This window comes from Methylomonas sp. 11b (genome assembly GCF_000515215.1).
Classification (GTDB): Bacteria; Pseudomonadota; Gammaproteobacteria; order Methylococcales; family Methylomonadaceae; genus Methylomonas.
Map to the genome: position 1 here is coordinate 3,004,651 of NZ_KI911557.1, position 14,223 is coordinate 3,018,873.

Consider the following 14,223-nt stretch of genomic DNA (forward strand, 5'->3'; position numbering starts at 1 on the left):
TGAAAATTGCAAAATCATAGCACGTTGCCGAAACAGCCAAAAAAAATCTATCGGCAAAAAAAAGCCTCCCTATGCTTGCGCAGAGGAAGGCAAAAAAACCAGCGGAGTGCTTAGAAGGAGGTTCCGCTCGTTATTACAACACCAGGAGGTAGTTACAAATTCTTGGATCGGCTATTCAGCAGCGCCTTAGTCGACATATTGCTAAATATGGAAGTGGCAGCGAATAACATTGTGGAGATGACGAACAAGCCGGAAATAAAGCTCCAAACACCGACAATAAAAAGAACGCCGATCAAGATGTCTTTTTTAAAGTCGTTCATTGTGCTCAAATTCTCTATTTTTAAATCTTGCGCTTGACAAGACTTCATGTGCTTGCTCTTCAGTTGCAGCGCACTATACAGGATAGAAAAAAGTTTACAATTAGGCTTTTACTAAATAAATTGTATACAATTTAGAAACAATAGAAATGTCAACGCTTTTTGGTGATTTTTTTTACTTTCCAGGAGATACCATGGACAAACTAACCAGCATGAATGTCTTTGTCCGCGTCGCCAAAGCCGGCAGCTTTGCCGGAGCCGCCAAAGATCTCGATATTTCCAGAGCCATGGCTACCAAACATATTATGCAACTGGAAAGCGAGCTGAACACGCGTTTATTCAATCGCACAACCCGCAGCTTAAGCCTGACGGAAGCCGGCGAGGCTTACCTGGAGCGTTGCCAGCAAGTTCTACTGGACGTAGCGGAGATGGAATCGGCGATCACTCACCTACAAACAGAGCCGCGCGGCACCCTAAAAATTCTGGCGCCGCCGGTCATCGGTGCCAGCCATATTTCGCCGGGCTTGACCGAATATCTAAAAAACTACCCCGACCTCTCCGTAGAGATGGTGCTGAAAGGCGGACAAGTCGATTTAATCGATGAGGGCGTCGATCTGGCTATTTATTTGGGACAACTCAACGACACTAGCCTGGTAGCCCGAAAGTTGGCCAGTTCCTCGCTGGTCGTTTGCGCGTCCCCGGAATATCTTAAAGCACACGGTACTCCGCAAGACCCGGAAGACCTGGAAGACCATAGCTGTCTGATCAATTGGGCGATCCCACCGCGGAACAAATGGCGTTTCAAGGGCATTCTTGGGGAGCGCACTGTCACCGTCACGGGCAGGATGCAGGCCAATATGGCCGATCCGATCCGCAACGCCGCGGTGAATGGCTTGGGCCTGATCATGTTGCCGCGCTATATCGTCGGCCGTGACATCGAGCAAGGCCGGCTGCAAGTAGTGATGGAGCAATACGGTATCGCACCGCTGGAAATTTATGCGGTGTACCCGCACCGCAAATATTTGTCGGCCAAAGTACGTTCGTTTTTAGAGTTTATTCAAGCCTGGCTACCGCATCGGATCGGCATGAACCCATGACCGATTTGCAAGACAAGTGGGATACCATTTACCGAAATGCCTGCTCTCCGCCACTCCCTGCCGAGGTGCTGAGCCAACACCAGTACTTGCTACCCAAGCAGGGTAAAGCGTTGGACTTGGCCTGCGGCCTGGGCGGCAACGCCGTCCTCCTAGCCGAGTCCGGCCTTGATGTGGACGCTTGGGATATTTCCTCCGTTGCTTTGCAAATATTGCAACAACAAGCTACCGAAAAAGGCCTGTCAATCACCACTCAGCAATGCCATATCAGCGCCGAAACGCTGGCGCAGCAGACTTACGATGTGATTGTCATCTGTCGTTTTCTTGACCGAACCCTGTGTAATGCGATAATGGCAGCCTTGAAACCGGGCGGCCTGCTGTTTTACCAAACATTTACCCGCAACAAACTAGACCAACAAGGCCCCAGCAATCCCGAGTATTTACTGGAAAACAACGAATTATTGCGGCTATTCAGCCCATTAAAAGTGGTTTTTTACCAAGAATACGCAAAACTCGGCGATGTGCGATTCGGCAATAGAAACGAAGCCTGTTTTATCGGGCAAAAATGAAGCGGTAAATTAATGATAGAAAATCTCGACCCCAAACAGTCCTGGGCTGTATTACAAACTAATCCGGCCGCGGTACTGATCGACGTCAGAACAGCCATCGAACACAGCTTTGTCGGCCATCCGCCGCAAGCGATTCATGTCGCTTGGAAAGAATTTCCGGGCATGCAGTTAAACACGGGTTTCGTAGACCAAGTGCGGCAGTACGCCCCGAATAACGCCACGCCGATTCTGCTGCTGTGCCGCAGCGGACAGCGCTCTGTAGACGCCGCCAAAGCCCTGGAAGCAGCGGGCTACGAGCATCTGATCAACATTCTGGAAGGCTTCGAAGGCCCGCTGGATGAAAACAAACACCGCGGCAATACTGGTGGCTGGCGTTTTCACGGCTTGCCTTGGCAACAAAGTTAATCCCTCAGCCAATCGGTCCGCGCCAGCGCGGAAACCAAAACTAAATCCCGCTGGGCGGCTTGTCCGTTCGGCCTATCTGTTCCTTAAAAATCATCTAGTAAATTATTGTGATAGAAAAACTTAGAAACATCGCGATCATCGCTCACGTCGACCACGGCAAAACCACCCTCGTCGATCAATTGTTGCAACAGTCCGGCACCTTCGACGCGCACACCAAAGTCGACGAACGGGTGATGGACTCCAACGCGCTGGAAAAAGAACGTGGCATCACCATCTTGGCAAAAAACACCGCGATCGACTGGAACGGCTATCACATCAACATCGTCGACACTCCGGGCCACGCCGACTTCGGTGGCGAAGTTGAACGGGTTTTATCGATGGTGGATTCGGTTTTATTGCTAGTGGATGCCGTTGACGGCCCGATGCCACAAACCCGCTTTGTGACAAAAAAAGCCTTTGCTTTGGGTTTAAAACCCATCGTCGTCATCAACAAAGTCGATCGCCCGGGCGCTCGTCCTGATTGGGTCGTCGATCAAACTTTTGATTTGTTCGATAACCTCGGCGCCACTGATGAGCAGCTGGATTTCCCGATTGTTTACGCCTCCGCGTTGAACGGTTTTGCCGGTTTGGAAGCCGACGTATCCGGCGGCGATATGACACCGCTGTTTCAAACTATTGTCGATAAAGTAGCCCCGCCGCCGGTCGAAGTGGACGCGCCCTTCCAAATGCAGGTCATCAGCCTGGATTACAACTCCTATGTCGGCGTTATCGGTATCGGTCGCATTCAACACGGCAAAGTCACGCGCAATATGCCGTTAACCATCGTGGACAACGAAGGAAAAAATCGTAGCGGTCGGATGTTGAAACTGTATGGTTTCCACGGCTTGGAACGCGTCGAAGTGGAAAGTGCGCAAGCGGGCGACATCATTGCTTTCTGCGGTATTGAAAACCTGAAAATCTCGGAAACCTTGTGCGACCCTAATAACGTAGTTGCCTTGCCGCCGCTATCCGTAGATGAGCCAACCGTGAGCATGACCTTCCAGGTTAATAACTCACCGTTTGCCGGCAGAGAAGGTAAATTCATTACCACCCGCCAAATTTATGATCGTTTACAAAAAGAATTGCAGCACAACGTGGCTCTGCGCGTTGAAACCACCGATGATCCAGACAAATTTAAAGTATCGGGTCGCGGCGAGTTGCATTTATCGGTCTTGATCGAAAACATGCGCCGCGAAGGCTTCGAGCTGGGCGTATCGCGTCCACAAGTTATCATTCGCGAAATTGATGGCGTTAAATCGGAACCGTTTGAAAACGTCACGATTGAAGTAGAAGAACAACATCAAGGCACCATCATGGAGAAATTGGGCGAGCGTAAAGGCGACCTGAAAGACATGGTGCCCGATGGCAAAGGCCGTATCCGCCTGGAATATGTCGTGCCTTCGCGCGGCTTATTGGGCTTCCAGACCGAATTCCTGACCGCAACCTCTGGATCGGGCTTGTTCTACCACGTCTTCGACCATTACGGCCCTGTGAAAGAAGGCGCGGTCGGCAGTCGCGTGCGTGGGGTGTTGATTTCCATGGCTAAAGGTAAAGCGGTCGATTACTCACTGTATCCGCTACAAGCTCGCGGCGAGTTGCTGGTGGTGAATGGTGATGAAATCTACGAAGGGCAATTAGTCGGCATCCATTCACGCAGCAGCGATTTAGTGGTTAACCCCACCAAACCCAAGCCTTTAACCAATATTCGTGCCGCCGGTACTGACGACAGCTTGACCTGCGCCAAAATTCAAAAAATGACGTTGGAACAAGCCTTGGAGTTTATCAGCGATGATGAGCTGGTTGAAGTGACACCAAAATCCATTCGTCTACGTAAAATCTTATTGACTGAAAACGAACGCAAACGCGCCCCGAAATAGTCAAACTAAAAAGCCGTTCTCGTCAGTAACGAGAACGGCTTTTTCAAACTAAACCATTCATTCCGGCTCTACTGCAATACAAACTTAACACCTATCACCAGCAGCAAGGTTGCCAGTACCGGACGCAGAAAATATTCCGGAATCTTGGCACTCAGATGACTGCCGATCCAGATTCCCGGCACCGACCCCAGCAACAAACTGATCAACAAATCCAGATCGAAATTCCCCAAACTCAAATGCCCCAAACCGGCCACTGCGGTCAAAGGAATCGCATGCGCCAAATCGGTACCGACAATTTTCAACGTGGTCATTCTGGGATACAGAAATAACAAAGCCACAGTTCCTAAAGCGCCGGCGCCAACCGAGGATAAAGTGACCAACACTCCAAGTACCGCACCGGTAAACACCGTCGCAACTTTTTCCCAGCGCGGCGAAAAACGGCCGCTATTTTCCTGGTTGCTATGCTCATCATCGATTGCCCCCGTCTTGGCGGCTTTACGCAACAGAATACTGCGAACCAGCAAAGCCAGAGCCGTCAGTAACAAGGCCACACCCAAAGTAAACGTAATCGCGCCGGTCACTTCCTTGCCGACCTCCATCAGATTTTTCAGCACATACAAAGTGATACCGGCGAACGGCAAACTACCCAGTGCCAACCAGCCGACGATTTTCCAGTCCACCGAACCATGCTTGCCGTGATGAACAAACACCCCGGCGGTTTTCGTAATCGACGCATACAGTAAATCCGTGCCTACCGCGACGGCCGGTTTAAAGCCAAACAAAAACACCAGAAGCGGCGTCATCAAAGAACCGCCGCCAACACCGGTAACACCGACCAGCATACCCACGACAAATCCGGATGCCGTATACATTAAATTCATAGACAATCACCTTAAACTTCATAATATTCGATAAGTGACCTCATTATGCCAGCCCAGTCACTCAGCTTATTAATGATTAAATTGCATATGTATATTTAATTTTTAGATATTTATCTGCCTGAGCGCAATTTACTCAACACCTAAATGACTGAGCTCGACGCCATCCTCTAGTAAACTGACTCTTATTCGCTAAAATCCAACTTTAGGAGGATTTATGGTTAGGCATGCAATAGTTTTAGTATTTGGCTGGTTTTTGTCAGGTACGGCCTTCGGTGATCAAGATGACTGGGTCTACACGCCTCGTCAACAGCCGCAGCAACGACAATACCGGCAGCAACCCGAACAGCGGCAATACAATCGCCGAGACAATTACAGCAATGACCATGACCAGTATCGTGATCGTGATCGTGATCGTGATCGTGATCGTGATCGTGATTATCAAGACTATCAAAGAAATCAAGGCAACCAAGATTTTCAGGGCTATCGAGGTGGTTATCGGGGCTATATTCCTCAGCCTCCGACCGGCTATCAGGCTCCAGCCGATTATTATGGATTACCGCCAGTAAGGGGGTTCGTCTACCCACCGCAACCGCAGCAAATGCCGGGGTTCGAGAATCACCCTCGCGGACGCTGGTAGCTGTAAAACTAATTGATCCTTAGCATGAAAAATGGCATCAGGCTTTCGACATTTTTTCACTAAGATTTACCTTATGATTCTGAGCGTTTTTGTCGGGAATTCGATAAATTGTCGGATAGTTGGCAAGCGTTCCCGGAGATAGGCTTTTTGGCGGGCTTGGGGGTTGCCATGAAAGTGCCGACTTTCTGTTTACAAGGACACGCTGAACACACTGGTCGCACTAGTGGATCGACAAGCTCACCACGAACGGAATCAATAACATATGGTTCGCCTTGAGCCTGGTGATGGACTTACTCAGAGCCGCGTTAAGTTTTAAAAACAAACAGTTATTTCCGAATTTTGGACCCGGCGGAAATTGGTCATGATTTTGCTTGGCGGTTAATGCCTGTGCAAATCAAATCGACTAAGGGGAATAAAATGTTTGAACACAAAAATCTTGACGGTACTTGGAACCGCGTTGTTTCAAAAAGCGATGCGTTTCTAAGCGGTGATATTCTGGAAACTCGGGATATGGTCGGCACCGAACCCGAGAAAATCGCCCGTATGCAATTTGCTGTGATCGGCCAGTACTTGGTCGAACGTTGCCTGCCTCCGGAAGCCTTGAGTGAAACTTGGGCGCAGGATGCCGGCAAACTGCCTTGGTGGGATTCGGTAAAAAACCCGCCGCATATGGGCATTATCGCCGACTTCAACAGCCACAACGGCGGTCTGCATCGTATTCCTTTCGACGCCAATCATAATGTCGTCGGCTTTGCCAGCGATGGCGAGGAAATCGTTCTCGGCAAAGGTGTGTACACAGTCACCCGCAAAAGCGATGGCAAAGAGTTAAGCGCTGCATCGCAGAGTGAGCTGCGTGCGTTGTATTTCGCGTAACCGGTGGATTGATCGGCATAGAACTGGGTTGAGCCAAGCAAAACCCAGTTTATTAACCCGGCCCACAAATATCGTCGCTCCCGCGCAAGCAGGAGCCCTGTTTTCACACTGGATTCCTGCTTACGCGGGAATGACGGTATCAGGGAATTTAAGGGCTTGGCTAATATAAAGTTTGGAATAACCATGATCGACCTTGAATTCTAATTCTGTCCTTAACTTCGAATAGTTGGTTTCCCTGAAACGCCCGCCACACTCAGGCGGAGACCCAGATTTTTGATTATCTCTCGGTCTCGGATGCTCCGTATCGATATGCAGTTTTCTCACTTCCCGCTCACCGGCATGATGTGTTTTAGGTAATAATCGGCACGTAGCTGAGAATGTTACGAGTTTTATCGCTGAATGTAGATTATCGGAACAGAACATGGGTATACAGGATCGCGACTACTACCGGGAAAAATATAAACAGGCGTCGCAAGGCAGTAGTCCCGATTTTGTCGCCAATCAGACGATGCAGCAGGGTCGCGGAAAATCAAGTAACAGCGGCATTCGCTATCTTTTGTTTCCGGTCTTAACCATTGCCGCGCTGTGGTACGGCGCCGATGCCTTTTTGCGGTTCGAAAAGGCCAAAAGGCAGGCTGACATACCGCTACCAGTGGCTATTGCTCCGCAAGCCCAACCACAATCCAATCTCATTTCCCCAAAAGCCGGTGGCGTGGTTTTAAAAACCGACCCGCAAGGCCATTTTCGCGGTACGGTGTTAGTCAATAATGTGCCCATGCCTTTTCTGATCGATACCGGCGCGACCAAAACCGTGATTCCGAGCAGTATGGCAATCGAAGCAGGTCTGCCCTTCGGCGGCGTGGTGCAATCGAATACCGCCGGCGGCAAAGTAGCGGATCGCGCAACTCAAATCACAAGCTTGGTTTTGGGTAGCGCCGTCATCAAAAATCTCGATGCGCACATCAACGACCATTTGGATGAAGTGTTGATTGGCATGAATACTTTAAAATATTTCCAGATGACGCAAACCGGCAATACGCTGACCTTGGTAGCCAATAACCAAGCCGGCAACAGACCCGCGAATCAGTCCGTGACCAGTCTGGAAACTATGGCCGCCAATCAGCCGGTTAAAAAGCCCACGCCCATCAAAAAAACCGTGCATTGCGATGAACGTAAGGTCTGCACGACAACCTACAGCGATCATTGATGTCAGCCATTAGCAGCAGTTTTTATGCGTACCTCTCTCGTCTGCGTTGGATCAAGCGTTGGGGTTTGAAGCGCAACGCCCATGAAGAAAACGTCATGGAGCATAGCTGGGAAGTAGCGGTGATTGCCCATACCCTGGCGTTGATCAAAAATCGCTATTTTGGTGGTCAAGTCGACGCCAATGCCGTGGCCACCGCCGCGTTGTATCATGATGTAACCGAAGTGATTACCGGCGATTTGCCGACGCCGATCAAATACCATTCGCCGGCGATACTTGGCGCGTATAAGCAAATCGAACAGCAGGCCGAAACCGAACTGTTGAACCTGTTGCCGGACGCATTGCGCGAGGATTTTCGATCATTTATTCAACACGAAAACCTGCCGGATGCTCATCAGCACATCATTAAAGCGGCCGACAAGATTTCCGCCTACTTAAAATGCCAAGCCGAACTCAAGGCCGGCAACACCGAGTTTGAAATGGCCGCCGCGCAGTTGGCTAAGAATATTCATGAATTGCAGCAGCCGGAAGTGGTGTTTTTTATGCAGGCCTTTGCGCCCAGTTGTGGCTTAACCCTGGATGGCTTAATACAAAAAAGCGATTCCGAAAAAGACCGGACTCTATAATCCGCGCTCCAGTAGTTTCAACTGATTTTTAAATTCGCTTTTCAACCGATAAAGCTGCGCCGGCCTATGCGCGCCGGCGGATTCGGTCTGCCCAGCGACCGCTTCCAACACCCCTAATTCATCCATTTTTCGCCGAAAGCTGACTTTATTCAACGTTTCGCCTAGGCAGGCCTCGTAAATCTTCTGCAATCTTGGCAGGCTAAAGGTTTCACCGGCCAAGTAACAAGGCAAGGAGGAATACTGCGACTTGTTACGAATCCGATCCACGGCAGCGGCAATGATTTCGTTATGGTCAAACGGTAAACGCCGCAAGGCATCCACCGGACAAATCATTAGGCCCGGATTGGTTGCGGACAGGATCAAATCGGCATCGACCAAGGCAAAATACACTACCGAGATTGACCAGCCGCGTGGATCTCGCGCTGCGCCGGCAAATGTTTTTAGTTGCTCTAAATAGGGCGGCAGCAAGCCGGTTTTTTGTTGCAGGATGCGTACTGAGGCGTCCAGGCAATCCCTATCATCTTGGGCATGAATATAACCGCCGGGCAAGGCTTCCTGGTTTGCGTAGGGTTCTTTGTCGCGTTTGGACAGCGTGACGCACAAGCGATCTTCTTTGATGATCAGTAAGACGATATCGACGGTTGAAATAATAGCTTCGAGCATATCAATGTTAAGTTGGGTGATGTTGAGGATCAAACTTAGTAAAGAATTATAAACAATTCTATCAATACCCATATACAAAGCTGTATCTGACATATTTTTGTTAGTTGCATTATTAAACTAACTTGGTTAAGCTAAGCCCATCTCAAATATCTTCGCAGGTTAACGCCCATGGCCAATACTCAATTACTGATCATCGATGCGCAAAACGACTTTTGCGATTACTCCAAAGAGGCTTACGTTCCGGCCCTACCCGTGCCCGGCGCCTATCAGGATTGCCTGAGACTGGCGCAGCTGATTGAGCAAGTTGGACTTGCCATTAGCGGCATTATCGCCACGCTCGATACCCATCACATGATCGATCTAGCGCACAACACATCTTGGCTAACTGAACACGGCGCAGCACCGCCGCCATTTTCCGTGGTCACTGCTGCTGATTTTTTAGCTGGCCGTTATCGCCTGGCCGCCACACCGGTGTCACCGGAGCAAAACGATTATGTTCTAAACTATCTGCAACAACTGGAACAGATGCAGCGGCCTTTTATCCTTTGGCCGCCGCATTGTTTAATCGGCACACCGGGACACAATCTTAACCCCGAGTTGGCGCAAGCCTTGAGCGACTGGGAAACGCGGACCTGCAAAGCCGTTACGCTCGTGCAAAAAGGCGAAAACATTTGGACGGAAAGCTTTTCGGCGTTAAAGGCGGTAATTCCCGATCCTGCCGATCAGGCTACGCACTTGAATCTGGCCGTGTTGAAAATGCTCGCTCAGTCGGATCGTTTAATAATCGCCGGCCAAGCCAGCAGTCATTGCGTCAAAGAAACGATTTGCGACATCTTGCAGTTCGGTACCGCAGAGCTAAAACACAAGCTGGTAATTCTGACTGACTGCATGAGTCCTGTGAGTGGATTCGAAGCGGCAGTTGAGCAATTTTTTACCGAACTGCACGCACAGGGCATTCGTCTGGCGACCAGCACCGAAATTGCCTTAGAACTCGCCTCCGCAAACCCTAAAGAATAAGGAATGCTCATGACTGCCATCGTCAAAAGCCTGCTAGAAAACGATTTGTACAAATTTCCGATGTGGCAAACCATGCTGCATAAGCGCCCGGAAGCCAGTGCCGAATACGATTTTATCTGTCGGAGCACACCGGAATATCCGCTGGCTGAGTTGCTAGGCGATGTCAAACAAGAACTGGATCAGCTCTGTTCCCTGCAATTTGCCGACGACGAACTGGCCTATCTAGCCAAGCTGCGTTACTTGAAGCCGGACTTCATCGAGTTCCTGTCCTTGTTTCGGTTCAGAAGCAAATACATCAAGGCATTTGCCGAAGGCGACACCCTGAGAATTCAAGCCCAGGGTCCGCAAGTGCATGTGATGAATTTCGAGATTTTTTGTCTGTACATCGTCTCGGAACTATATTTTCGCCGCTTCGATCAGGCTGTGCTGCTCGCTGAAGGCCGGCGGCGTTTACAGGAAAAATTGGCAACGTTAAAAGCCTTTGCCGAACAGCCCGCAAAAACCCACGCCTTTGAGATTTTCGATTTTGGTTTACGCCGGCGCGCCTGGGGTAGTTGGCAAGAAGAAGTCGTGCGCACGTTTCAAGCCGAGGTGCCGAGTTTGTTCAAAGGTACGTCCAATGTGTATCTGGCCAAACAGTTCGGTTTAACGCCGATTGGGACGATGGCGCATGAATATCTGCAATCGTACCAAGCGCATGTGGTGCGGCTGCGAGAATTTCAACGTATGGCTTTGGAAGATTGGGCGCAGGAGTTTCGCGGCGATTTAGGCGTCGCTTTAACCGACACCATCGGCATGGATGCTTTTCTGCGCGATTTTGATTTGTATTTTGCCAAGTTGTTTGACGGCCTGCGGCATGACTCCGGCGACCCGGTGGTTTGGGGTGAAGAAGCCATCGCCCATTATCAAAAACTACGCATCAATCCGCACAGCAAGCGCCTGGTGTTTTCGGATGGATTGGATATTCCCAAGGCGATTGGCCTGTATGAACACTTTGCGGATCGCATTCAGCTGGGCTTTGGCATCGGCACCCATTTAACTAACGATCTTGGCGGTCCCAAACCTTTGAATATTGTGATGAAGCTGGTGCGCTGTAACGGCGACCCGGTGGCGAAATTGTCCGACGCCCCCGGCAAGACCTTATGCAACGACCAAACCTTTATTGCCTATTTGCGGCAGATTTTTAATCACTACGCCTAAGTTCTGCATAGGAATTTTTTATGTCTACACGTAATGCCTTGACTGTCGCCATCGCGCAAATTAATCCGATGGTCGGCGATTTTGCCGGCAATCTTGAGATTGCCCAGGATGCTTTCCGGCAAGCCAGCGAGCAGAAGGCGCAACTGTTGGTATTTCCGGAGCTGTCTTTGTGTGGTTATTACCCCGGCGACCTGTTGAACGAATCGGCTTTTATCCGTAAAGCCTACGAAGCGCTGGCGGACCTGGCCGCTTTCTCGAAACAGTATCCGGGCATCAGCGCCATTGTCGGCATGCCGATAAAGTCGACCGGGCCAGGCAAGCCGCTGTATAACGCGCTGATTGCCGTTCATAACGGCGAAATGATTGCCGAATATCATAAGCAACTACTGCCTACCTACAATATTTTCGACGAGCGCCGTCACTTCGAACCGGGCCAGCAAGGCGCGGTTAGCATCGAGATCGGCAGCTACAAGGTCGGGCTGATGATTTGCGAAGACGGCTGGAACGACAATACCGACGATTATCCGGTCAATCCTTACGAAGCGCTTGCTGAAACTCACCCGGATTTTGTGGTCAGCATTAATGCCAGCCCGTCCAATATTGGTAAACGCACACAAAGGCATCAGGTGATTTGCGGCGCGGCCCGCCGACATGGCTTGCCGATACTTTACGTCAATCAAGTCGGTGGGCAAGACAGTATTGTGTTCGACGGTGCTTCCTTTGCGGTGAATGCCGATGGCGAAATTGCGCGCGAATGGCCGGCTTTCGAAACCGTGATAGACACGCTGCGTTTTGCAGAGGGCGAATTTCAAACCATTGCGCAACCGGCCCAATCCCAAATTGATAACGATCAGGAATTCATTCTGCAACACATATTGTTGGGCTTACGGGACTATGTGCGGCGTTGCGGCTTCAAGCAAGTCGTGGTGGGTTCGTCGGGCGGCATCGATTCGGCATTAACGATTGCCATTGCCGCCGAGGCCTTGGGGCCGGAGAATGTCATAGCGATCACGATGCCGTCTGCATTTTCCAGTAGCGGTTCGGTGAGCGATTCGCAACTGCTCTGCGATGCCTTGGGCGTAGCGCTTTACAGCTATCCGATCAAGACGCTGGTGAATGATTTTGGCTCGCAATTTCTAAGCAGTTTTACCGACGAACTGCGTGGTTTGAGTTTGGAAAATCTGCAGGCACGTTTACGCGGCACCATCCTGATGGCGTACTCCAACCACACCGGCGCAATGGTCCTTACCACCGGCAACAAAAGCGAAATATCGGTGGGATATTGCACGCTGTACGGCGATACCAACGGCGGTTTGGGCCTGATCGGGGACCTTTACAAAACCGAGGTGTATCGCTTGTCTGCTTACATCAATCAGCGTGCGGGGCGAGAAATCATTCCCGCAGCGATTTTAACGAAACCGCCTTCTGCTGAATTGGCGCCCGATCAAAAAGACACCGATAGCTTGCCGCCTTACGAGGTGTTGGATGAAATCTTGAAACTGCTGATCGAAGGCAAGCAGTTGGCTGCGCGGGAATATCAACAAGCCCGGGAGTTTGTGGCAAGCTATAGAGCCACCGCCGCCGGCGAAGCGGTGTACCAGCGCATCGTCGGCATGATAGCGCGCAACGAGTACAAGCGCCGGCAAGCGCCGCCGATTATTCGGGTGCGGCCCAGAGCGTTCGGCGCCGGCCGGCAAATGCCGATTGCGGCCAAGCACTAAGGGTAAACGCGATGACCAAATACCAAAAAGCCATTGTGATTGGCCGTTACCAAATCTATCACAAGGGTCACGAGCAGCTTACCAACCGGGCGCTGGAAATCGCCGATGAGGTATTGGTGATCGTCGGTTCGTCGTTTCAGTCCAGAAACATCCGCAATCCGTTCAAATGGACCGAGCGGGCGGCTATGATCACCACGACTCTGCCGCAGAGAGATCAAGCCCGCCTGCGGTTTTTGCCGGTGCGGGATTACTATGACGACACACTTTGGAATGCCGATGTCAGACGGCAGGTTGCGGAATATGTTTCCGACGCCGACCGGGTCGCGTTGGTCGGTTTTAAAAAGGACGAGTCCACTTATTATCTGAATAATTTTCCCGATTGGTCGATGGTGGAGATAGAGTCCGAGCTTGATATCGATGCCACGGCGTTGCGCAACCAGCTTTTTGCAGCGGAAAGTGCCGGGACAGCCTTGGCAAATATCGCCAGTCGCATTTCTATGCCAGTGCGGGAATTTCTAAATGATTGGTCCAATAGTCCTGAATACACGATATTAAAAGCCGAATACGCCAAAATCGACCAAGAGAATCAAGTCTACGCCGGCATTCCCTGGGATGTTATTTCGACGACAGTGGATGCCGTGGTTACCTACAACGATCATGTATTACTTGGCAAACGCAAGTATTATCCCGGTAAAGGCTTATGGGCTATCCCCGGTGGCTTCCTGGAAAAACGCGAATCCTTATTACAAGGTGCGATACGCGAGTTAAAGGAAGAAACCAGCCTGAACGTGCCGGATGCCAGTTTGCGAGATTGTCTGCAACACGTTAAAGTTTTTTCCCACCCAAGAAGATCGTGCCGTGGACGCGTCATTACTCATGCGCATCACTTTGCTTTGGCAACCCCTTGGCCGGATAAGACTTGGCCTGAGATTAAAGCTGCGGACGATCTTGAAAGCGTGGCCTGGGTGCCAATCACGCAGCTGCCAGCGCTGGAAGAAGCGCTGTTTGAAGACCATTTCGCTATCTTGTGCAACTTCCTGTCATTTCAAGCCAATTAGAACGATGTACTTTATTTAAGCTTAACAGGTCGGACGGAATAG

Annotated in this window: 14 protein-coding genes; 12 read left to right on the plus strand and 2 right to left on the minus strand. The window is 50.5% G+C overall.

What is annotated here, in order from left to right:
* Positions 1-511: 511 nt before the first annotated feature.
* From METH11B_RS0114430 to typA, 4 genes are all read left to right on the plus strand, one after another.
* A complete protein-coding gene (locus tag METH11B_RS0114430) occupies positions 512-1,414 on the plus strand; it encodes a LysR family transcriptional regulator (RefSeq protein WP_020484211.1) in 903 nt (300 codons plus the stop codon).
* The gene (locus tag METH11B_RS0114435) at positions 1,411-1,980 is read left to right on the plus strand and encodes a class I SAM-dependent methyltransferase (RefSeq protein WP_026602624.1); all 570 of its coding nucleotides are present in this window, start codon (positions 1,411-1,413) and stop codon (positions 1,978-1,980) included. The genes METH11B_RS0114430 and METH11B_RS0114435 overlap by 4 nt, the downstream gene beginning before the upstream one ends.
* Before the next feature lie 12 nt (positions 1,981-1,992).
* A complete protein-coding gene (locus METH11B_RS0114440; RefSeq protein ID WP_026602625.1) occupies positions 1,993-2,385 on the plus strand; it encodes a rhodanese-like domain-containing protein in 393 nt (130 codons plus the stop codon).
* A 107-nt stretch (positions 2,386-2,492) separates the two neighbouring features.
* The gene (gene typA, locus METH11B_RS0114445) at positions 2,493-4,301 is read left to right on the plus strand and encodes a translational GTPase TypA (RefSeq protein ID WP_020484208.1); all 1,809 of its coding nucleotides are present in this window, start codon (positions 2,493-2,495) and stop codon (positions 4,299-4,301) included.
* Positions 4,302-4,369: 68 nt separating this feature from the next.
* On the opposite strand, the gene METH11B_RS0114450 is transcribed toward typA, so the two are convergent.
* On the minus strand, positions 4,370-5,182 hold the full coding sequence (locus METH11B_RS0114450) for a sulfite exporter TauE/SafE family protein (RefSeq protein ID WP_020484207.1): 813 nt from the start codon (positions 5,180-5,182) through the stop codon (positions 4,370-4,372).
* 281 nt (positions 5,183-5,463) lie between these two features.
* Between METH11B_RS0114450 and METH11B_RS29170 the strand changes: the two genes are divergently transcribed.
* The 4 genes from METH11B_RS29170 (at position 5,464) to yfbR (ending at position 8,522) form a co-directional block, all read left to right on the plus strand.
* Entirely contained in the window at positions 5,464-5,748 is a 285-nt protein-coding gene (locus METH11B_RS29170; protein WP_155931128.1) for a hypothetical protein, read from the plus strand.
* A gap of 488 nt (positions 5,749-6,236) precedes the next feature.
* Positions 6,237-6,692, plus strand: coding sequence for a hypothetical protein (locus METH11B_RS0114465; protein WP_020484205.1), 456 nt, complete (start codon positions 6,237-6,239; stop codon positions 6,690-6,692).
* 421 nt (positions 6,693-7,113) lie between these two features.
* Positions 7,114-7,899, plus strand: a complete 786-nt coding sequence (locus METH11B_RS0114470) for a retropepsin-like aspartic protease family protein (protein WP_026602628.1) — start codon at positions 7,114-7,116, stop codon at positions 7,897-7,899.
* Positions 7,899-8,522 (plus strand): 5'-deoxynucleotidase, encoded by a 624-nt coding sequence (yfbR, locus tag METH11B_RS0114475; RefSeq protein WP_026602629.1) that lies wholly within the window; start codon positions 7,899-7,901, stop codon positions 8,520-8,522. Before METH11B_RS0114470 ends, yfbR begins: the two co-directional genes overlap by 1 nt.
* Here the strand turns inward: yfbR and METH11B_RS0114480 are convergent.
* Entirely contained in the window at positions 8,517-9,278 is a 762-nt protein-coding gene (locus METH11B_RS0114480; RefSeq protein ID WP_231499619.1) for an NUDIX hydrolase, read from the minus strand. The two genes, yfbR and METH11B_RS0114480, sit on opposite strands and share 6 nt — an antisense overlap.
* 75 nt (positions 9,279-9,353) lie before the next feature.
* On the opposite strand from METH11B_RS0114480, the gene METH11B_RS0114485 reads away from it, so the two are divergent.
* From METH11B_RS0114485 to METH11B_RS0114500, 4 genes are read left to right on the plus strand one after another with little or no spacing between them, the layout of a single operon-like run.
* Positions 9,354-10,202, plus strand: coding sequence for an isochorismatase family protein (locus tag METH11B_RS0114485; protein WP_026602631.1), 849 nt, complete (start codon positions 9,354-9,356; stop codon positions 10,200-10,202).
* 9 nt (positions 10,203-10,211) lie between these two features.
* Positions 10,212-11,402, plus strand: coding sequence for a nicotinate phosphoribosyltransferase (pncB, locus tag METH11B_RS0114490; RefSeq protein ID WP_026602632.1), 1,191 nt, complete (start codon positions 10,212-10,214; stop codon positions 11,400-11,402).
* A gap of 20 nt (positions 11,403-11,422) precedes the next feature.
* Complete coding sequence (locus METH11B_RS0114495) at positions 11,423-13,123, plus strand: NAD+ synthase (protein WP_026602633.1); 1,701 nt, start codon at positions 11,423-11,425, stop codon at positions 13,121-13,123.
* A gap of 11 nt (positions 13,124-13,134) precedes the next feature.
* Positions 13,135-14,181: an NUDIX domain-containing protein gene (locus tag METH11B_RS0114500; protein ID WP_026602634.1), complete on the plus strand. Its 1,047-nt coding sequence runs from the start codon at positions 13,135-13,137 to the stop codon at positions 14,179-14,181.
* Positions 14,182-14,223: the final 42 nt, after the last annotated feature.

What these genes read in the sequence shown, in the direction of transcription:
- METH11B_RS0114430 (WP_020484211.1), top strand. Translation starts at nt 512, where the DNA reads ATGGACAAACTAACCAGCATGAATGTCTTTGTCCGCGTCGCCAAAGCC.
- METH11B_RS0114435 (WP_026602624.1), top strand. Translation starts at nt 1,411, where the DNA reads ATGACCGATTTGCAAGACAAGTGGGATACCATTTACCGAAATGCCTGC.
- METH11B_RS0114440 (WP_026602625.1), top strand. Translation starts at nt 1,993, where the DNA reads ATGATAGAAAATCTCGACCCCAAACAGTCCTGGGCTGTATTACAAACT.
- METH11B_RS0114450 (WP_020484207.1), bottom strand. Translation starts at nt 5,182, where the DNA reads ATGAATTTAATGTATACGGCATCCGGATTTGTCGTGGGTATGCTGGTC.
- METH11B_RS29170 (WP_155931128.1), top strand. Translation starts at nt 5,464, where the DNA reads ATGACTGGGTCTACACGCCTCGTCAACAGCCGCAGCAACGACAATACC.
- METH11B_RS0114465 (WP_020484205.1), top strand. Translation starts at nt 6,237, where the DNA reads ATGTTTGAACACAAAAATCTTGACGGTACTTGGAACCGCGTTGTTTCA.
- METH11B_RS0114470 (WP_026602628.1), top strand. Translation starts at nt 7,114, where the DNA reads ATGGGTATACAGGATCGCGACTACTACCGGGAAAAATATAAACAGGCG.
- yfbR (WP_026602629.1), top strand. Translation starts at nt 7,899, where the DNA reads ATGTCAGCCATTAGCAGCAGTTTTTATGCGTACCTCTCTCGTCTGCGT.
- METH11B_RS0114480 (WP_231499619.1), bottom strand. Translation starts at nt 9,278, where the DNA reads ATGTCAGATACAGCTTTGTATATGGGTATTGATAGAATTGTTTATAAT.
- METH11B_RS0114485 (WP_026602631.1), top strand. Translation starts at nt 9,354, where the DNA reads ATGGCCAATACTCAATTACTGATCATCGATGCGCAAAACGACTTTTGC.
- pncB (WP_026602632.1), top strand. Translation starts at nt 10,212, where the DNA reads ATGACTGCCATCGTCAAAAGCCTGCTAGAAAACGATTTGTACAAATTT.
- METH11B_RS0114495 (WP_026602633.1), top strand. Translation starts at nt 11,423, where the DNA reads ATGTCTACACGTAATGCCTTGACTGTCGCCATCGCGCAAATTAATCCG.
- METH11B_RS0114500 (WP_026602634.1), top strand. Translation starts at nt 13,135, where the DNA reads ATGACCAAATACCAAAAAGCCATTGTGATTGGCCGTTACCAAATCTAT.